The 19,886-nt window shown below is 42.9% G+C and carries 21 protein-coding genes and 1 pseudogene; 7 read left to right on the forward strand and 15 right to left on the reverse strand.

Features of this window, described 5'->3' with window-relative positions:
• Positions 1–18 precede the first annotated feature (18 nt).
• The 4 genes from hemL to MMAH_RS07265 are packed head-to-tail and all read left to right on the forward strand — an operon-like array spanning position 19 to position 3,904.
• Positions 19–1,281: a glutamate-1-semialdehyde 2,1-aminomutase gene (gene hemL / locus MMAH_RS07250; protein WP_048902289.1), complete on the forward strand. Its 1,263-nt coding sequence runs from the start codon at positions 19–21 to the stop codon at positions 1,279–1,281.
• 14 nt (positions 1,282–1,295) lie between these two features.
• The gene (gene hemC, locus MMAH_RS07255) at positions 1,296–2,222 is read left to right on the forward strand and encodes a hydroxymethylbilane synthase (protein ID WP_013037901.1); all 927 of its coding nucleotides are present in this window, start codon (positions 1,296–1,298) and stop codon (positions 2,220–2,222) included.
• 6 nt (positions 2,223–2,228) lie between these two features.
• Positions 2,229–3,128 carry a dihydroorotate dehydrogenase gene (locus MMAH_RS07260; protein ID WP_013037902.1) on the forward strand — a complete coding sequence of 300 codons (900 nt, stop codon included), beginning with the start codon at positions 2,229–2,231 and terminating at the stop codon, positions 3,126–3,128.
• Positions 3,128–3,904 carry a dihydroorotate dehydrogenase electron transfer subunit gene (locus tag MMAH_RS07265; protein WP_013037903.1) on the forward strand — a complete coding sequence of 259 codons (777 nt, stop codon included), beginning with the start codon at positions 3,128–3,130 and terminating at the stop codon, positions 3,902–3,904. The genes MMAH_RS07260 and MMAH_RS07265 overlap by 1 nt, the downstream gene beginning before the upstream one ends.
• Before the next feature lie 3 nt (positions 3,905–3,907).
• Here the strand turns inward: MMAH_RS07265 and MMAH_RS07270 are convergent, their stop codons facing one another.
• Positions 3,908–4,234 carry a hypothetical protein gene (locus tag MMAH_RS07270; RefSeq protein WP_013037904.1) on the reverse strand — a complete coding sequence of 109 codons (327 nt, stop codon included), beginning with the start codon at positions 4,232–4,234 and terminating at the stop codon, positions 3,908–3,910.
• 181 nt (positions 4,235–4,415) lie between these two features.
• Here MMAH_RS07270 and MMAH_RS07275 point away from each other — a divergent pair, with 181 nt between their 5' ends.
• From MMAH_RS07275 to MMAH_RS07285, 3 genes are read left to right on the forward strand one after another with little or no spacing between them, the layout of a single operon-like run.
• The gene (locus tag MMAH_RS07275; protein ID WP_013037905.1) at positions 4,416–5,141 is read left to right on the forward strand and encodes a fumarylacetoacetate hydrolase family protein; all 726 of its coding nucleotides are present in this window, start codon (positions 4,416–4,418) and stop codon (positions 5,139–5,141) included.
• Positions 5,141–5,440 (forward strand): hypothetical protein, encoded by a 300-nt coding sequence (locus tag MMAH_RS07280; protein WP_013037906.1) that lies wholly within the window; start codon positions 5,141–5,143, stop codon positions 5,438–5,440. Before MMAH_RS07275 ends, MMAH_RS07280 begins: the two co-directional genes overlap by 1 nt.
• 48 nt (positions 5,441–5,488) lie before the next feature.
• Entirely contained in the window at positions 5,489–7,201 is a 1,713-nt protein-coding gene (locus tag MMAH_RS07285; protein WP_013037907.1) for a glutamate--tRNA ligase, read from the forward strand.
• A 24-nt stretch (positions 7,202–7,225) separates the two neighbouring features.
• On the opposite strand, the gene MMAH_RS07290 is transcribed toward MMAH_RS07285, so the two are convergent.
• From MMAH_RS07290 to MMAH_RS07345, 14 genes and pseudogenes are all read right to left on the reverse strand, one after another.
• Positions 7,226–7,828: a 30S ribosomal protein S3ae gene (locus MMAH_RS07290; protein WP_013037908.1), complete on the reverse strand. Its 603-nt coding sequence runs from the start codon at positions 7,826–7,828 to the stop codon at positions 7,226–7,228.
• Between the two features lie 130 nt (positions 7,829–7,958).
• Positions 7,959–9,467, reverse strand: a complete 1,509-nt coding sequence (locus tag MMAH_RS07295; RefSeq protein ID WP_013037909.1) for a serine--tRNA ligase — start codon at positions 9,465–9,467, stop codon at positions 7,959–7,961.
• Positions 9,468–9,590: 123 nt separating this feature from the next.
• A complete protein-coding gene (locus tag MMAH_RS07300) occupies positions 9,591–10,127 on the reverse strand; it encodes a uracil-DNA glycosylase (RefSeq protein WP_013037910.1) in 537 nt (178 codons plus the stop codon).
• Complete coding sequence (locus tag MMAH_RS07305; RefSeq protein ID WP_245526208.1) at positions 10,120–10,356, reverse strand: KEOPS complex subunit Pcc1; 237 nt, start codon at positions 10,354–10,356, stop codon at positions 10,120–10,122. The genes MMAH_RS07300 and MMAH_RS07305 overlap by 8 nt, the downstream gene beginning before the upstream one ends.
• Positions 10,340–11,635, reverse strand: a complete 1,296-nt coding sequence (locus tag MMAH_RS07310) for a DHH family phosphoesterase (protein WP_013037912.1) — start codon at positions 11,633–11,635, stop codon at positions 10,340–10,342. The genes MMAH_RS07305 and MMAH_RS07310 overlap by 17 nt, the downstream gene beginning before the upstream one ends.
• A 233-nt stretch (positions 11,636–11,868) precedes the next feature.
• On the reverse strand, positions 11,869–12,327 hold the full coding sequence (locus MMAH_RS07315; protein ID WP_013037913.1) for a 30S ribosomal protein S15: 459 nt from the start codon (positions 12,325–12,327) through the stop codon (positions 11,869–11,871).
• Between the two features lie 184 nt (positions 12,328–12,511).
• Positions 12,512–13,000 (reverse strand): sensor histidine kinase, encoded by a 489-nt coding sequence (locus MMAH_RS10690; RefSeq protein ID WP_245526210.1) that lies wholly within the window; start codon positions 12,998–13,000, stop codon positions 12,512–12,514.
• Between the two features lie 72 nt (positions 13,001–13,072).
• Positions 13,073–14,197, reverse strand: coding sequence for a GAF domain-containing protein (locus MMAH_RS10695; protein ID WP_342626795.1), 1,125 nt, complete (start codon positions 14,195–14,197; stop codon positions 13,073–13,075).
• Positions 14,198–14,489: 292 nt separating this feature from the next.
• Positions 14,490–14,621 (reverse strand): PAS domain-containing protein, encoded by a 132-nt coding sequence (locus MMAH_RS10865; protein WP_083774864.1) that lies wholly within the window; start codon positions 14,619–14,621, stop codon positions 14,490–14,492.
• A 191-nt stretch (positions 14,622–14,812) separates the two neighbouring features.
• Positions 14,813–15,490 (reverse strand): class I SAM-dependent methyltransferase, encoded by a 678-nt coding sequence (locus MMAH_RS07325; protein WP_013037914.1) that lies wholly within the window; start codon positions 15,488–15,490, stop codon positions 14,813–14,815.
• A 73-nt stretch (positions 15,491–15,563) separates the two neighbouring features.
• A complete protein-coding gene (locus tag MMAH_RS07330) occupies positions 15,564–16,649 on the reverse strand; it encodes a methylcobamide--CoM methyltransferase (protein WP_013037915.1) in 1,086 nt (361 codons plus the stop codon).
• 37 nt (positions 16,650–16,686) lie between these two features.
• A complete protein-coding gene (locus tag MMAH_RS07335) occupies positions 16,687–17,001 on the reverse strand; it encodes a DUF6951 family protein (protein ID WP_013037916.1) in 315 nt (104 codons plus the stop codon).
• A gap of 110 nt (positions 17,002–17,111) precedes the next feature.
• A pseudogene (gene mtaA / locus MMAH_RS07340) lies at positions 17,112–18,155 on the reverse strand (methylcobamide:CoM methyltransferase MtaA).
• Between the two features lie 116 nt (positions 18,156–18,271).
• Positions 18,272–19,882 (reverse strand): TCP-1/cpn60 chaperonin family protein, encoded by a 1,611-nt coding sequence (locus MMAH_RS07345; protein ID WP_013037918.1) that lies wholly within the window; start codon positions 19,880–19,882, stop codon positions 18,272–18,274.
• Positions 19,883–19,886 lie beyond the last annotated feature (4 nt).

Below are 19,886 nucleotides of genomic sequence, written 5' to 3' on the forward strand. Positions count from 1 at the left end.
TTTTATTGGTGTGATTACATGGTCAATCTGGAAAAATCAAAATCAATGTTTGAAAAGGCCAGGGAATATCTCCCTGGTGGTGTTAGCAGTCCGGTACGAGCAATCAAACCCCATCCATTCTACACCGAGAAAGCTTCCGGATGCCGTATTACAGACGTTGACGGTAATGAATACATCGATTACTGCCTCGGTTACGGCCCAAATATGCTGGGTCATGCAAATCCCGTGGTCAAGCAAGCAATAAGTGATCAACTTGAAAAGGGATGGCTCTATGGAACCCCTACCGAATCCGAATTCAAACTGGCCGAAAGGATTGCAGCCGCATATCCAGGCATCGATATGCTTCGCTTTGTATCCACAGGTACCGAGGCCACAATGAGTGCCCTGCGGGCAGCACGTGGTTACACAGGAAAGAACAAATTCGTTAAGATAGAAGGTGGTTTTCACGGTGCTCACGATTCGGTACTTGTCAAGGCTGGTTCAGGTGCTTCCACATTAGGTAAACCCGATTCCCTGGGTGTACCACAGGATTTCACCAAGCACACTCTCCAGACACCCTATAATGATATCGAGGCCATGACAGAACTGCTTGAATCAAGCGATGATATAGCAGCTGTCATCATGGAACCGGTAATGGGTAATGTCGGACCGGTATTGCCACAGGAAGGTTACCTGGAAGAGGTCAGGAAACTTACAAAGGAATACGACACCCTGCTCATATTCGATGAAGTAATTACCGGCTTCAGACTTGCAATGGGCGGCGCACAGGAGTATTATGGTGTGACACCTGACCTGACAACGCTGGGTAAAATTATCGGTGGAGGAATGCCCATAGGGGTTTTCGGAGGCAGGAAGGATATTATCGAAATGATTGCACCTTCCGGTTCGGTATACCAGGCAGGGACTTTTAGTGGCCATCCGGCATCTGTTGCTGCAGGGCATGCAGTGCTTGATGTACTTGAGAAGGAAAATGCCCATGATAAACTCAATGCCATGGGACAAAATGTACGCAGCAGACTTTCCGAGATTGTCACGGATAAGGGACTGGATTACAGTGTTTCAGGCGTTGGTTCAATGTTCAAGATCTTCTTTGGGGATATGCCAGCAAATTATCAGGATGTTCTCAAATGTGACAAGGAAGGCTATTTTAACTTCTTCCATAAAATGCTGGATCAGGGAATTTTCATACCGCCTTCCCAGTTTGAGACGAATTTCCTCTCTCTGGCACATACCGAAGATGATCTGGAAGCGACCTTTGAAACTTATGAAGCCTGCCTGTAATAGGATGTGTTGATTTGATAATTGGTACAAGGGGAAGTGACCTGGCTCTTGCACAGGCAAAAACCGTAGAGGGCCTTCTGGATAGCCGGGGTTTCCCCACTACCCGCAAGATCATAAAGACAAGCGGTGATACCTTCACTGACCGCCCCCTCCACGAGGTAGAGGGTGTGGGTGCCTTTGTGCGGGAACTGGATGACCGGATGCTTTCCGGGGAGATCGATATTGCAGTCCATTCGATGAAGGATCTGCCCACTGAAAGACCCGCAGAACTTTCCATCGCAGCAGTAATTGAACGTGATTCCCCTCATGACTTACTTCTTACGAATGATGGTTCAACCCTTGACGAATTGCCTGAAGGGGCGATTGTAGGGACAACATCCATGCGCAGGCGGGCTCAGTTCTTGCGCTATCGTCCGGATCTGGATGTCCAGGACCTGCGTGGCAACATAAATACCCGTCTTAAAAAACTTGAATCCGGGATGTATGACGCAATTATACTGGCAGAAGCGGGCTTGCAGCGAATGGGATGGGACATTGAATGCCACAGGCTGGATGGCGATAACTTCTGTCCGTCGGCAAATCAGGGAACCATTGCCGTAGTCACTCTGGCAGGCGGGGAAGCGGAATTGCTCTGCTCTCAGATCGATCATACAGAATCCCGCATCGCTACAGAGGTAGAGAGACTGGTGATCAGGGATGTGGAAGGTGGATGTATAGTACCGGTTGGCTCCTTTGCAGAATTTGTGGATAACGGCAACAAGATACACATACGTGCCGAGATATTATCCCTCGATGGAAAAAGGGACATCCGTCTGGACGAGATTATTCCGGTGGATAATTATCGGGAGCATGCTGAGAAACTGGGCAAGAAACTTGTTGCCATGGGTGGAAAAGAACTGGTAAAAGAAGCCGTTTCACAATTATCTCCCAAAAATAACTGATCATACATGAAGATAGCAGGCATAGAACTAAAAAATCCTACAATCCTGGCTTCAGGTATAATGGGAACCACAGGAGCAGCCCTTGCAAGAATGAGCCGCAACGGTGCCGGTGCAGTGGTTACCAAGTCAATTGGGCCCGTTCCCAACAAAGGCCATAATAACCCTTCAATGGTGGAGCTGGAATGCGGATACATTAACGCGATGGGACTCCCCAATCCTTCCTACTCAGGTTTCTGTGAGGAAATCGGAATTGCGAAAAGCAAAACGGATGCACCGTTAATTGCCAGCATATTCGGCGGAGATGCTGCAGAATTCACCGAAGTTGCGAATGGGTTGCTTTCCTCAAAACCTGATTGCTTTGAACTTAATGTAAGCTGTCCCCATGCTGAAGGTTATGGGGCTTCGGTGGGAACTGATCCTGATCTTGTACATGAAATCACAGCCTCGGTAGTTGATGCTGTGGATGTACCCGTATGGGTGAAACTCACACCCAATGTTACGGATATCACTTCCATCGGCAGAGCAGCAGAATCCGCAGGTGCCTCGGCAGTAGTTGCTATCAATACGGTCCGGGGAATGGCTATTGACATCCATTCCGGGTATCCCATACTAGGCAACCGTTTTGGAGGGCTGTCCGGTCCTGCAGTAAAACCTGTGGCCGTAAAATGTGTTTATGACCTGTATGAAGCACTTGATATACCCGTGATTGGCGTGGGAGGTATTACCTGCCCACAAGACGCAATTGAAATGATACTTGCCGGGGCAAGTGCTGTTGAGATCGGATCTGCCGTACATGATGATACGCAAATTTTTGAAACAATAAGCAAAGGTATCGATACATACCTGCAAAAATACGGTTATTCAAAAACTGAAGATATAACAGGCCTATCACACGAGATGATCTGATGCGCCCCATTCATTCAAAAATCACTGAAATTACCGAAGAATCACCCAATGTGCGTACTTTTTTCTTTGACACACAATTCAATGAAGCCACTCCCGGCCAATTCGTAATGGTCTGGGTACATGGCACCGATGAAGTCCCTATGACCCTGTCCGGGAAAAACTCGATTACCGTCCAGAAAGTAGGGGATGCCACATCCCGTATGTTCGAACTTGGAATAGGTGACCATATGGGGCTCAGGGGACCTTTTGGCAGAGGTTTCACCATACCCAGAAATGATGAAAACGTGCTTTTCATTGCAGGAGGAGTAGGAGCCGCGCCGATTGCCCCCCTTGCAGATATTGTTAAGGCAAGAGGAATTGAAGGCCGCACAATACTGGGCTCCAGATGTTGTGATGAAATTTTGTTCAGGGAACGGTTTGCCTGTGGCAGGGTGGATATTACCACTGATGATGGTTCCGAAGGCAGGGGCGGTTTTGTGACCGACCAGCTTGCAGAAACGGACACCTCTGATTATGACAGGATATATGTGTGTGGCCCGGAGATTATGATGTATAAGGTCTTTGAAATTTTGAAAGCACGCGACGGTCATGTGAAGACAGAGTTCAGTCTGCACCGCTATTTCAAATGCGGTATCGGAGTTTGCGGAGCCTGCAGTATGGATCCTGAAGGCCTGTGTGTCTGCAGGGACGGCCCCGTATTCAATGGCGGTGAACTTGAAGGATCTGAGTTTGGACATTATGAACGTGATTCTTCAGGTTGCAAGTGCCGTTTTTAATATTCAGGCAGCAGGAATTTGTGCCTTTACCTTTTCATAGAGCAGGTTAAACAGAAACAGCAATTCCCCCTCCAGAAAAATAATTCCTGAATTGGTCCTGTCTTCTTTTTTGGCAAAAAGGATTGTTAGTTCAAGATCCCTTTCCGCTGCCTGTTTTACCGACATATCAGATACATCGTTTGTACTTGAAAGGCGTTTTTCAACATTTTCTTCATCAAGATAAGTATTTATCCATCGTACCAGTTCGGTCCGATATCTACCCGAAATCGGAATGTTATTCACATACCTGAGTACATGACTTTTTTCTTCTATGCAGTAAATATCGTTCATATCCACTCCCCAATAAAGTATTCTTTCCAAACAGTAAAATAAGTTTTCCCTATTGGTCATAATCTGGCAAACCGGCGCTCATTTGCCGGAATTGATAAGAAAAAGGATTTATATTTATACCATATCTTCATAATTTGTCTGCTAGGACAATGCATCTCCTTATTATCAGCAAGTGGATAACATGATCGGAAAATTCAAACACGGTACTGAGATATTTGAGGGTAATGTGCAGGATGAAAGAGTAATATCTCCCGGGGGAGATGTTTATGATGTTAATTCACTTGATATACTTCCGCCCTCAAGTCCTTCCAAAATTATCTGTGTGGGACTTAATTATATTGATCACGCCAAAGAACTGGATATGGACATCCCGGATGAACCGATAATTTTCATGAAGCCCCCATCTTCTGTAACCGGTCATGGAACTAAAATAATCTATCCTTCCTGCAGCAACCGTGTTGATTATGAAGCAGAACTTGCTGTTATCATAGGAAAGCAATGCCATGGCATTCATGCCGAAAGTGCACAAAGTGTCATTGAAGGGTACACATGTTTTAATGATGTAACAGCCCGTGATATTCAGCAAAAAGATGGACAGTGGACCAGGGCAAAGAGTTTTGATACTTTTTCTCCGATTGGCCCTTTCATATCTCCTGCAGATGATTTCGATGCCTCTGCAGCAAATATTAAGTGCAGTATTAATGGCATGAGCAGACAGAATTCATCAACTTCCAGATTGATATTCGATGTTGATTTTCTGATAGAATTCATATCCTCCGTCATGACCCTTGAAAAAGGGGACGTAATTGCCACAGGTACCCCTCCGGGTGTGGGTGAACTTAATTGCGGTGATTGCGTAGATGTAACCATTGAGGGCATAGGCACATTATCCAATGAGGTTTCATAATGCTTTTTGATCAAATTTACAGGGAACTTGAACTAACTGAGAGACATCTCATCGTTCTCAGGAAGGTTCTTGAAGAAGGGCCGATTGGTATCCTTAAACTTTCAGATGAAACCGGGATGCCAACCCATAAAGTGAGGTATTCATTGCGGGTACTTGAACAGGAACATCTCATCAAGCCTTCATCACACGGAGCGGTTGCCGGTGAGAATACAGAAAAGTTCCTTGAAGAATTTGACGGGCAAATATCCGACATCATTGCAAAAGCATCTCACATCCAGCAGATAAGAAATTCAATTTAATTGTATTTGTGTATTTGTATCAGTTTTACTTTTATAGAGGTCAGCCAGATGACATTAGAGGATGAAGACATAAAAACGATTGAAAAGTTTGCATTGCAGAATGCTGTAAAATATGGACAACCCCCCCAGGTTGGAGCTGTCATGGGTCGAGTGATGGGACAGTGTCCCCATCTGCGTCCCAAAGCCAAAGACGTTACGGCAGAAGTACAGAAAATCATAGACCAGGTTGCAGAAGGCAAGCCGGATGTATGGCAGCAGAGACTTGAGGAGATCGCACCTGAACTTATTGAAGAACTAAATACAAAGAAGGAACCTGAAAAAGGTCTCAAACCCCTTGATGTTACAGAAGGGGAAAGGGTTGTTATGCGTTTTGCCCCAAATCCCAACGGGCCCGCTACCCTGGGTAGTGCAAGAGGTATGGTAATCAACTCCGAATATGTCAAAATGTATGGAGGGGATTTCATAATACGTTTTGACGATACCGATCCCCAGACCAAGCGCCCCCTCCTTGAAGCCTATGAATGGTACCTGGATGACTGTAAGTGGCTGGGTATCGAGCCTGACAGGGTGGTAAAGGCCTCAGACAGAATAACCCTTTACTACGAGTATGCCCGCAAACTTATCGAAATGGGGCATGCTTATGTCTGTTTCTGTGAAGGGGCTGATTTCAAGAAGTATAAAGACTCATGTACCCCATGTCCTGATCGTGATAGGAACCCTGCTGAGAATCTGGAACACTGGCACAAGATGATTGAGGGTGCTTACGAAGAAAAATCTGCTGTATTGCGTATCAAGACAGATATCAACCATAAAGACCCTGCACTGAGGGATTTCGGTGCTTTCAGGATAGTAAAAGCCACACATCCCAGACCGGAAGTGGGTGATAAATACGTAGTATGGCCGCTTCTTGACTTTGAAGGTGCCATCGAGGACCATGAACTTGGCATGACCCATATCATCCGGGGCAAAGACCTGATGGACAGTGAAAAGCGCCAGAAGTATATCTATGATTACCTGGGCTGGGAATATCCAAAGACCACCCACTGGGGCCGCATTAAAATGCACGAATTCGGCAAATTCAGCACCAGTGCACTCAGGAAGTCTATAGAAGAAGGCGAATACACCGGCTGGGATGACCCACGGCTTCCAACAATAAGGGCAATTCGCAGACGTGGCATCAAACCACAGGCCCTGCGTAAATTTATGGTAGACATGGGTGTTGGGGAAACCGATGTCAGTATAAGCATGGATTCCCTTTATTCTGAAAACCGTAAACTCATTGACTCAAAGGCAAAGCGTTTCTTCTTTGTTCCCGACCCTCAAAAGATTGAGATTATAGACGGAAAACACACTGTTGCCAACCCACCTCTGCATCCCGTGGAAAATATGGGAAACAGGAGTATAAAGGTGGACAATATCGTATATATTAGTCGTGAGGATGCAAAGGAACTATCTATAGGGTCTCTATTAAGACTCAAGGACCTGTACAACATTGAAATTGTGTCAACCCAACCTCTCCGGGCAAAACATATTGGTGATTCAATGGATGAAGCCAGGGAAAAACGTCCTCCTATTGTCCAGTGGGTAGCAGAAGACAACCTGCATGTGGAAGTCCTGTCTCCTGAAGGTGTATTCACAGGAATAGGGGAGTTACAAATTGCAGATGAGATTGATAAAGTTGTGCAGTTTGAACGCTTTGGCTTCTGCAGGATAGATAATGTAAAAGAAAAGGAAGTAGTAGCCTATTTCACTCATAAGTGAAAGGCTACTTTTTTATTTTTAATTTCAGGCTGCTGCGGAAGCATTAGCCTTTACAGGAAGAACTTCGGTCTTGCGTATTTCTACCCTTCTTATTGGATAGATGGTTTTTGCATTCCTGTAAATATTGGCTGCAAGTTTACCGGTTACGATTTCCTCGACAATGTGTTCAAAGTCAAGTTCTGCAGCTCTTTCAAGGACGATTTTTGCCATGATTTCCCGGATTGCTCTTATCTGGCTGCTTCTTGCCCTCTTTACAGTAAATGCAATGGGCTTGATGCGGAGCTTACGTCCGTCCTTGGTAGTTACTTCAAGATTGTTATCAATACGGGATGTCTGGCGTTTTACAATGGAACGCAGGTAATCTGTAGTGATCTCGTGACCAATGAAAGCAGTGTTTGCAGTGTCGCCGGTTACGCTGTCGATAGCCAGACGCAGTTTGATGTTCTGTTTTGAGAAATCATTGGTAATGTCCCCTACAGTAGTCTCAATCGTCCTTCCAACCAGTTTCTCACTTTCATCAGTAGTGGTAGTTCCAATAACGGTCCTGCCAATAAATTCAGGGGTCTCAATGTTATACCAGGTTTTGTTCTTCCATTTATCCAGTTTTCTCTGTACTTTTCTTGCCAATAAATTTCCTCCAGTGTGAGTGTGATATTTCTCTGTCGGTGATCAATGTAATTAATAAATTCTATAGTATAGGCTATTAGTGGCCCTCTATACTATACATGTCCATATATAAACAAATCGGTTACCCATTTTAGAAGAAACTTATTCCATCGGGCATTTCTCCAAAACGCTTACGGAATTCTTCCGGCCAGTTTTCCGGGTCCAGGCCTTTCTGGGCAAGGAAAGCCGAGGTCCATCTTTCCAGTCCAACACCCGAACATCCGGACCAGAGCTCCTCTCCTGACTGATTTTTCACATTAAAACCGGAAGGATATTTATTCCCGTTGACACTCACGTTCTGGAACTCAAGCCATTCGCCGTCCTCTCCCCTGTATGGCAGGGGCGCCTCATAGTCTGTAGTGCCGGCACTTTGTTCATCCGATACACCTGCAAGCCCCTCCTGTGCCATGAACCATGGTGTGACCCAGGCTTTTCTCCATTCAAGGTCCAGGATCTCATTGAAGATATGCATATAACGTTCATGGAGCTCTTCTGAGGCTTTGACTACCTGTTCCTTTGTACCCAGCCAGACAATCTCGATACGATGGAATTCATCAACACGCTCCATGCCGTGGATGCCGCCACTTTCATACCTGTGGGATGTCCCGGAGCGGTCAAAGACTTTCAGGGGGAATGATTCTGTAGGTATGGTTTCGCCCTGTAAATACATCCAGAATGGAGGGCACTGGGCATAGCACAGGCCACCTATAGGATCACCGATCTTTTCCTTGATTAGTTCAGTAGGTACTTCTTTTGTAACCTTGTAGTGGTCAGCGACCTCTTCCCAGTATTCAGGATCGCGGGTCTTCGGGGGACATACATAGTATATTTCGGGATAGACCCCTTTGGCATGGCCGGATTTCTTCCATACATCCCAGGGAACAAGTTTCGGGAAAATCATTTCCTGGTATCCCAGCGGTTCAAGAAGTTCTTCAAGAACTATCTTTTCAAAAGTGCGGAACAATTTCGTAGACTGTGGACCGTGAATCCACTGGCCTCTGCTGGCTCCTCTTTTGATCCAGCCTTTTTCTAACATTTCCTGGGTAGGGTCCTTCTCAAATGGGTGTGCTTTTTTTTCACTCTGCCATAGAAGGTTCCAGTGTTCGGTCTTGCCGCCATAGACCTTTTCCCTTATCTTATCCTCCATAAGGGTCAGTATTCTGTCAGGAACACGGTTTTCAAGTTCTGCCTCTCCAACATCCAGATTGAGTGTGATGCATTCGCCGTCATAATCCATTGAACGGACATGAGGTAACTTCAGATCTCCGACTGATTTTTCGGAAGGCATTTTTATGACAAACTCATCAACATCAATACCCCGGATACCCAGATGGTATTCCTTTCCAATTTTGCCAGCAAGAGGTTTACGCAGCCGGATAAGTGCATCGTGGGATCGAACATACCTGCCGGAGACAATCTCAATGTCTATCCGGTTATCCTTTACATTCCAGCTCTTAATTTTTGCCTCTTCGCCTTCCGGTGCCCCCTTGGCAAGTACCTTTAAGGCTTGTCCCTCAAGAAACTCCTGAATAGCATCCATGGCGGGTGTGGGGTCCCCGCTTGTCCTGAAGGCAGCTTTTAACCTGAATTCCAAATCCATTGTATTTCCTCGAAATGATTAAATAATGATTAATAAAGTCCTTACAGCGACTCAGTTATTGTTACTAATTATTATAAGTTTTACCTGATGGCACAAACCAACGTGTTGGAAGGAATAATTGTCTTACCATAGTGCACTGTTTTTTTCTATAAACTCTTGCTGTTCAGGCTGGCGGCTTTTGGTATATATAAGGGCTGCTGGGTGATAGAATTTTACCACATTTTTCCCATCTATATCCCTGCATTCCCCCCACTGAAGTTGCCTGTTTCCCAAAAAAGCTTCCTCAGCAGTATTTCCGAGCAGGATTATCACATCAGGCTCAAGCATTTCTATTTGCTGCTCAAAAAAAGCCCGGCATGCAGCAAGTTCTTCTTTACGGGGCCTGCGATTATTGGGAGGTCTGCATTTGACTGTATTAATCACAGCCCAATCGCTCTGCTGGAGATCCATATCTTCTATCATACCATCCAGGATTTTGCCGGCCCTGCCACAGAAAGGTATTCCGCTTGCATCCTCTTTCTTGCCGGGGGCTTCACCTATGAAAAGTACTTTTGGATTTTGCCCCCCTTTCATGATTACTTTGTGAATTGCGGAATCATGGAGCTGGCATGCAGTACAGGAATTTATTTCCTCCTCTAAATCTTCGAATGAATCAACCATTTCTTGCTCCTTTGATATCCAGGTCTTCGGCAATTTTGGCATTCATAAGAAGATCGTCCATAACAGATATCAGGGAAGAAAGTTTTTCTGTCCTCAAAGTTATGGAATTTTCATCGGAGAGGGTTTTACTTTCCATATTCGCAAGATTGTCCGGTCTTAATGACTCAATAATTGTTTTGCCCCTTTGGTCGGCAGGCAGGTTAAGTGTACTTTTAATTTTCATCTGCATTGTTTCCCATCTGTTTTGCGATAATAGTATCCAGGGCTTCCAGGAACTCTTCTTCACTTCCCGGAGGTATAGCTGCACCTGATGCTATGTTATGTCCCCCTCCGTTACCTCCTACTCCGGATGCTGCCTCTCTTAAGGCAACTGCAAGATCCAGTCCGCTGTCTACAAGTTTGCGGGTTCCTCTTCCTGAAATTTTAACAACATCGTCAACTTTGTTCAGGGCAATGAAAGGCAGATCAGGGTGTATGTACCTGATAACAACACCTGCGATCATACCTGTGGCTTCCATGTCTTCTCCCTGAATATACCTGAGATGCTGCCGTTTTTGAACCTTTTTCTCTGCCTTTTTGATTTGTCCCATCAAAACTTTTTGGTATTGTTCCGCAAGTTTCCAGCCTTCTTCTGCAGCCTTTTTGTCCCTCAGACAGGCAGTAAGGGCAAGACCGCCACGTTCAAGTTTGCCACAACAATTGAGGAGAGTTACCATATCGTAAACATTCGGTATTGCCTCATGATTGAGGATGCAGACTTCACCGATGCTGGCATCAATGGCTTCAGGACTGGCTTTTTTTGTCAGCTTAAGTGCAACTGCAGAAGTCAGTTTTTTCATCTGGTTTTCATCAAGTTCTTCGATTGGGCCACTGATACCCAGGATATTAAGGAAGTTTGCGATCTTTTCTTTTTCACCTGTTATGTCGAGGTAGGGTTCAGGTGTTCTTTCCAGCACTTCTGCCAGCTCACCATCTCCGATCTTTAACCCTTTCCTTATGGAAACAGAGCCGCTTTCAATTCCTTCTTTCAGAATCAGGCCATTTTCCCTGTCAAAAAGTTGTTTATCCCCTATAGCACCTGCAATTGCAAGTCCTGCAAGCTCTTTATTTTCGGGATTCATTTCTGTTGCGACCACATAAGCAGTTGTTGAGGCGCACATATAATAAGCACCATCTATGTCTGCAAGATGAGGGTTTACCATTACATATGCCGTTGTTTCACCCACGGGTGCGTGATGGTCTATTATAATGGTGTCATTTTTGACTTTTTCAATCAATTCAGGCTGGCCGCTCCCCATGTCACAGAAAAGTACGAGATCACCATTATCAGTGCTGTTGTTAACTGTTTCCACAACATTTTCATCCAGCCGGCTTACAATGCTTGCATGGAAAACTATGTCTTCTCTCAGCAGGGCATGGCACATTACAGCTGCTGCGGTAATCCCGTCTGCATCATTATGGGATATGAGTCTTACACGTGAGTATTCACTGATTTTTTCAGATGCCATTTTTGCAATGGGTCGCAATTTTTCCAAAAACTTTCACCTGCCAGTACACATATGCTAATTATAGATGGAGTGATTTTGATATTAAAGGATTCATTATGTAGCACACATTTATACTTCTATTGATTTGTGTGAGTTTGTTTTCATATTGCCTTAAGTAAATGGCAATAAACAAAGATATACAGCAGGAAAAAAGAACTAAATTAAAAAAGTTGGGGAATTATGCAAATCCCCGTTTACTTAGTAATAAGCATTTCTGCGGTTTCTGGTTTATATTTCCATTCGGCTGGAAGGACTTTGTTTGCCTTATAATATTTAACCAGTCTGCGAATTTTGGATTCGGTAAGCTGAAGAGGGCGCTTGTTATGTACATCCTTGTTATTGGCTGCAACATGTTTTCTCAGGCCAATAGCTTTTACGATAAGATTGTACAGGTCTTCAGGAACACCAGGTGATACTTCATTTTCTTTCAGGATAGCAGTGAGCTTCTTTCCTGTCGCGAGTTTGACATCAGGAACTCCATAGTTATCCCTCAACTTCATTCCGATGACACAGGTGGGATTGCCTTGCTTCCACAAGTCAAGGACCACCTTTTCGATCTCTTCTGCATCCTGCAAAGACCATGCGGGTACTTCTGTACGAATGGGTTTTGTGGACCCTGCCTGGCCTTTTCTGCGAGTGTGCATTTTTGCCATTATGATTACTCCTTATTATTTTAATTTGAATTTAAAGTGGCGATAAAGTTACAGGTATGAACGTTTGGGAGATTTCCTGTATTGGCGAATTGATGCTAATTAAAGGCACATGGGTTATATATTTTGTGCCATTACGGCCGTATGCATGGAAAAATAGGGGCAATAGATTACCCATTTTGTGGTCTTACCCTGGCAACTTCACATGAACTGTTGTCCCCACGTTTTCTTCACTTTCTACCCAAATATTCCCATTATGAGCATCAACAATTGTCTTGCAGATATACAGCCCCAGTCCGGTTCCTCCATATTTGCGCCTTATTGACGGGTCTACCTGGTAGAACTTCTGGAACAGCTTTGGGATCACATCTCTGGCAACACCTATTCCAGTGTCTGAAACTTTTATGTGTATTCCATCCTCCACTTCATGGGCTTCAACAGTTATTACACCAGAGGGAGTGAACTTGACCGCATTATCGATAAGATGAGTGAAAAGATCGGTCAGTTTATCTCTGTCTCCTTTTATATCAGGCAGACCATCAGGCACATCTTTCCTAATAGTCAGATTCTTCTCATTTACCAATGGAATCATGTCTGTGATCGCATCATCTATGATCTCTGCGATCTGAACGGGTTTAAATACATATTCAATAGCCCCTACTTGCGCAAGGCTCATGTGCAAAAGGGAGTCAACAAGACGTCTTAACCGCTTAGAATTTCGCAGGACCGTCTCCAGAGCCAGCTTCTGCTAATCATTCACCCCTCCAAGCGTGCCTTCGTTAACAAGTTCACTGTAACCTATAATGGACACAAGAGGTGTCTTAAGTTCATGGCTCACATTTGAAATGATATCATCTTTCATCTTATCAAGGGATTTTAGCTCTTCATTTGCCCGGGTAAGTTCCGTGTTTATCCTTGAAAGCTCATTTGAGTACTCTTTAAGTGAATCAGCTGCCAACTTGCGCTGGATATGTGACCACATGCCCTGCATCAACAATGTCAATTGGCGCACATCAGATTCGTCGTACTCCTCTTCCTTGTTCCCGACCCCTGCAACAGCAACAATCCGATCACCATCAAATACCGGAACATTCATGTGTCTTGTCAACTTCACGTGCCCTCGTGGATACCCTTTTTTAAGAGGATTTGCTTCCTGATAATTGTTGGTTATTATTGGTTTTCTCTGCCTTACGGCTTCTCCCCAGAGACCTGTAGTCTCCAGAGGATATTCTATGGGTTTGTCCCTGATCTTGCACCCTTCCATTGCAACTTTGGACCAGGAATGCATAGTAAGAACCGTTTCGTCCTCATTTAAAAATGAAAGATAGCCCACCTTGCTCCGGGTGAGTCTAACACCCTCTTCACGGGCAAAATCTGTAATCTCAAGCATTGATGCATCCATCATCTGATTGAGTTTCAAAAGCCCTTCGAGTCGGGATTCATCAAGAAGAAGGGTCTCTTTTTCCATCTTGAGTCCGGTTATGTCCTCAACAATACCAATGCCACCAAGAAGAGAACCGTTTTCAGTGATCTCTGGTTCCAGATCAACTTTTATCGGAATAAGCTTGTCATTTAAAACAGAGAGGTACTCACCCTCATAATGAACAGACCGGCCAGAGAGGGTTGCCTCAACAGCAGCCTTCATTTTTTCATCCCTGATAGAGACAAGAACATTCGAACCGATGATTTCCCTTTTTGTTGACCCTATGATGTCAAGAAAATTATCATTACAACAGGTTATGGTCCCATTCTGGTCAAAATGAAACATCCCTATCTCCGAATTTTCAAATATGGGACAATTCTCGTTCTCAGAACAATTCCCAATCCCATGATCGGTCTTCTTAATAGCTATCCCCCCAATCCAATATAATATATGTAATCATTGATCGCTTATGTAAATTTTGAATCATGCAGAGACCACAAACCCACACAGCAAATATTCAAATATCCTTGTAAGCCGGTGAATCAAAATGATGATTCTATGTTGTTGGCCCATGAATCCTTTTAGACGCATCTTCAACCAGCTTACGCTTAATATGGGTCCAAACCCCCTGCATGAGCAGGACCAATTGACGGACATCTGAATCATCATAATCTTCCTTTTTGTTCCCGACCTCTGCCAAAATAACGATCCTGTAAATGCCAATAATCGGAAAGTAGAGTAATCATTGGTAATCACTGGCCTCTCTAAATTTGGTCAGTATTCTGTAATCCAAGGTGAAAACTTTGTGTCCTTTTCCTTCAAAATATCTGTCAAACTTTGCCCGAACACGTTCAAGATCATCTGGATGTATGATACCAACATAGTAAACATTTCATAACCTACGATGCCCAAAGTACAATATGAACCCCTTATATTCAGATAAAAGATATTTATACTGGATTTTCTAATTAGAGTTTTAAAGTCTATGGGTTTCCGGAGCTGGTTTTGATCTCAATCAGATATTTCCCATTACGCCCTCATTTACAATCCTTATTCATAATTTTCTTAAATTTTTCGAAAGGTTACCCTGAAAAGCTTTCTTGGAAGCTCTCCTTCTTCAAATTCCTCCATATCAACGATATCATACCCTTGTGAAATGCGCTCCACCTTTTCCATGCTCAGGAAATGAACAATGAATCCACCCTGTATCTGCCACATGTCCTCTCCTCTGTGAACTCCTGTTCGATATTGAGGATCGTCTGTGTGTCGTGTAGTGAATATGTTCAGACCGCCTGGTTTCAGGACCCTCCTGATCTCTTTTGAAATGAATGCAAGTTCAGATGTTTTTAGGGGCATACAGTAGAGCATATGAGAATAACAGGCATCAAAATAACCATCATCAAAAGGCAGAGGTTCCCTAACATCATGCTGCAAGGGTGTTATCGATCCAGATAGTCCCATATCCCGGGACCTCTGATCTATACATTCAATTCCCTGTCTGGAGTAATCAAGAGAATATACCTCGAAACCATTATTTGCAAAGAACAAAGTGTCCCTTCCCTGACCTGCTCCAAGTTCAAGAATCTTTGTTCTACCCTCTTCCTTGAAGAGTTCTGCTGCTTTCATGGCAGGACCACTGCATCTTTCACCGAACATCGAATTGTTCTTTAAAAATACATTTTCCCAATGACACTGCTGCTTATTCAATATTTCTTCGTCCATACATGCTTCTTCATGATTCATGGGACCATTTCTCCAATAATGTTCAATTCATTGCGAGATTGAATTTGAATATAGATCGTCCATATGACCCTTTTCACAAGCGAGAACTTATCGATCTCCAGAGGGTTTCCATTTCCTCGATCGGTGTGCTAAGAGGGATTTCACAGCCTGTAGAGAGTATAAAACCTTTTTCAGGTGCGGCGTCCATACAGCTTTTTACCTCGTGCTCAATATCATCTAACGAATCCCTGCAGAAGGCATTGGGATTGATGTTACCCATAAGGCAGATACCATGCTTTTCAAGTTCCTTAAAGCAGTATCTTGGGCTGCATCCGGCCTTTTTATGGATCTTTGTACATTCAACACCATATTTCTTGCCCAGGGCTTCAACATCACCTAAAGCGAAGTTAAGGGCATCTGGTTTTAGAGATGCTTCCATCTCATGGAATGCATGTTCAGCACAGTTATGGGATATCACATAAATGCCATTATCTTGGATGTGGTCGTAGAGCTGTTTTGTATAAGGGAGCATGAATTCCTCAGCCATATCAGGACTGAAAAGATCTGCCGTGTTCTCCCCGTTCTCAACAAAGATACCGTCAACCCCTTCTTCAATAAGCCGGTCAGCATAAAGGATACAACTTTGTGTGAGTCTTTCAAGTAACTCATGAACATTCTCTTTTTCAGTGAGCATTTCTATGCAAAGACTGCTGGCCTCAAGTACCTGGGAAGCAAGCATCAAAGGGGAGAGCATGGCACCTTTGATGAAGACCTCGTCCTTGAGCTCCTTTTTTAGTATCCCGATAGAATTTGCAACAGTCTCTATCCTGTGGGACCTTTCAATGTCCAGGGGATCAATCCGATCATATTCATTGGCAGAACTTAGTTGATAACCGGCTATCGTGGGATACCGATCGTCCTTGATGTTCAGCCGGGTGCCAAGTGCTTCTGCCTCAACTAGCAGACATCCCCAAGGAGACATAACATTGTCATGATGATACATCTGCCTTGCAAGTATCTGTGCCCTGGCGATCCCTTCTGCAGAATAGTAGACATCGCTCATGCAGGCATCCATGCGCCCCAGGACGCCGTTGCCTGCCCCAAACCAGAGATACCCATAAGGCATCCTATCCACATCCTTCATCTCAAGAGCATTAACAAACCGCTCCTTGGATGTCATTTCCTCTGAAAATATATCGCCCCCTCGGATCCAAAAATCATTCAAATTCTATACGAACATCCCCTGTCTTCTGGACCAAGGATTCCGACATCATACCTGCTTCCAGACAGCATACATGGAGGACAGCACAGGGAACAAGGCATGTAACACTGCATTTTGCTTCCTGGGCCTTTTGCATGACACAGTTGTCCTTTATATCGAAAAGGTCCATCATAGGAACTTCTAGATGGGACATCTTCTTGATCTTTTCACAGGGTGTATCGATATCGACGATGATCTTGTCACCATCCAATTTCCCATTTATTTTATGTGTAAAATTACATACATTCGAATACACAGTTAATTCTGTCATTTGCTTTCCTCCTTACAAATAGAGTAATGAAATTTTACAAAAAAATATTATTAGTAAAGGCCATAAATTGTTGTAATTGCATTGTTGGTCTATTTTTTGAAACGGATTGTTTACATTTTTGTAGAATTGAGTTTTTTGGCATAGTACTCGTCTCTTGCTCGAACAAGTGCCTTTACGTTCTCAAAAGGAGTTTTGGGATTTATTTCACTTCTTGGAGAAAGCACATCGATTCCATCTGCCAGATATTTTTTCGCCTCCTTTTTCACCTGATTATAACTTCCATTCTACATTGTCGTAGAAGTTGAGATATTTCCAATAAGACAGGACTTGTTTCCAACCATTTTTTTAATCGCCTGGAAATCTTTGACTTTTTCTTCAATACTTATGCCTTGAAATCCGCATTCTGCCAAAGAGTCTAACATTGGGTTTGCATTTCCACACATATGTACAATTTTTATACCTGTTGTGTTTTCACAAAATCTATGATATTGTGGTTTTACGAAGAATTCAAACATGTCTGAATTTAGTAAATCAGAACAAACATTACCTTCTGAAACACAAATTACATCAGCTCCATGTTTGATTAGCTCATTCGCATACTCAATACATGCGGTTGTGGCAATATTCAAACATTGTGTAGCATAATCAGGGTTTAGTGTGGACCATTTAATGTAGCTGTCCACACCCGTAAGATGAGAAAAAAGGGTTAATGGTCCTTCAATTCCTGCTATTATAGGCACATTTTCACCCACCTTTTCCTTCAATAAACCTGTAGCTTTTAAAACAGCAGGAATTCTCGCTTTTTCAACAAGATTCTTTGGAGCCTCTATATTATCGGTGTCTTCTGAAAAAGGATGAGATATTACATGGGGCTGAATGAATTTTGAACCGAGGTTAACTTTACAGCCCATTGCTTCAGCAAGAACTGTTGAGCAATATGGATATCTCACAGCTTCTAATCTTGTGAGGTCGTAAGCTGCAAAGGCTAATTCTGCCATCTTCTCAGGATCACTATGTGCTTCTGGCCATGAAGCACCTGTTGCATCCATTAGTTCAATAATACCTGTTTGTGTTATGGAAATCACCGGAACTCTATCCACAGGTTTGCCTTTTAAGGTATTCAACAACCTTTCTTTAAATCCTAAACCACTCATGATGAATCCTCACTTTTAGAATCATTTTCAATTTACCACCCTGCTATATCGTAATTTTTATTTTACTAGACTTATATTAATCCATGATTTCACATGTTACCATAACTTTTATAATGTCATTTCTTCAACAATATTTTATCGATTCTCAGCACACTGGTTGCGGTTTCAGTAGCAGAGATGACCGCTAATTTTTTGATGCTAGCTGAATCATAGACTAAAGGATTATTTTCTGTGACAGATCTGGAAGTATCAATTCTTGGATTCAATCCTTTTTTATAAAAATTTGACATTTTTACCATTGAATCTATAACATTCATTCCTTCATTACTTGCCAGTATTCTGGGAATTTCTTCAAGTGCATTGGCATACTCGATAACCGCAAGCTGCTCCTTTCCTTTTATTGTGGTTGCATAGTTCTTCAGCATCTGCGATAATACAAATTCGATTCCGCCTCCTCCGGTAACTAACTTTTTATTCTTGAGGATAAATGCTGCAGTGTTCAGTGCGTCATCTGCAGCTTCTTCTACCTTTTCAAGAGCATATTTGAAAGGTTCCCATATCAAGATCGTCGAAATCATTTGATTTTCGACATTTATAAAAGCAAAATGTTCACCACATTTCTTTGTAACTTCAACGTCATTTGCTTTTCCAAGATGATCTGGCTCCAGATTGTCCTTTATGGACATAATTTGGGCACCTGTTGCCTTAGAAATATTTTCCAGGTCCTTATTTTTAAGTTTCTTGAACATTAGTATGTTTTGTTCCACAAGGCGTGATTCTATCTGGGAGTCTACATCACCTTCACAAAACACAACATTAGCATTACAATTTATTATTTTATCAGCAAACCCGTCAAGTATTCTTTTATTCTCTTCATTGAACATATGAGCGGTTTCAATGCTATCCATACTGATGTTACGTTTTGAATTTATAAATTCACTTTTGACTTTCAAATCATAATTTAGAATGAGAATATTTGGATGGGATACTGATTCTGGCATATCAAATCTTGCGGGTGTTTCATCAAGAATGACACCATTAAGATGCAATATATCAGGCCCGCCAACTTTCTTCATTATTTTTACATTTTCATCGAGATCCAGATAACCATCAGGAGATATTGTTGCCAAATGCTCGATCACATTAACAACCATTGTTGAAAGCTTCTTTGCTTGATCAAGTTCTATACCTTTGGCAAATGAAGCACTGAGGATTGCAGCGTAGGTCTCATCATATGATTTAGCAGTTATACTGTTGAATTCGATAAGTTCATATGCCTTATTAAGAGCAATTTTATAACCCTTTATGATGGTGGTAGGGTGCACACCCATTTTTATAAGTTTAACTGCATTTACAATAAGGCTAGATGCCAGTATAACTGCGGTTTTTGTACCATCACCACATGATCTATCCATTGATTTTGAAAGATCATTCAAAGAAGTAACTATAGGATGTAATACATCCATCTCTTTTATTATGGTTTTTCCATCGTTAGTTAAATACACGTCACCAACATGATTTGTAATTAATTTATTTAGTCCCCAGGGGCCAAATGAAGTACTCAACAATTCTTTTATCTCAACAGATGCTTTTTCAAGGTGGTCGATAAGTTCTTTGTTCTCTACATCATTTTTCAGACCGATTTTTCTGTAAACGTTCTGCATAAGCTGATACATGTCATCTGCATTGTTCTGTTGTTGTCCTATATTATTTACCGCTGAGTTCATCTAA

Source organism: Methanohalophilus mahii DSM 5219 (genome assembly GCF_000025865.1).
In the GTDB taxonomy this organism is placed as follows: Archaea; Halobacteriota; Methanosarcinia; order Methanosarcinales; family Methanosarcinaceae; genus Methanohalophilus; species Methanohalophilus mahii.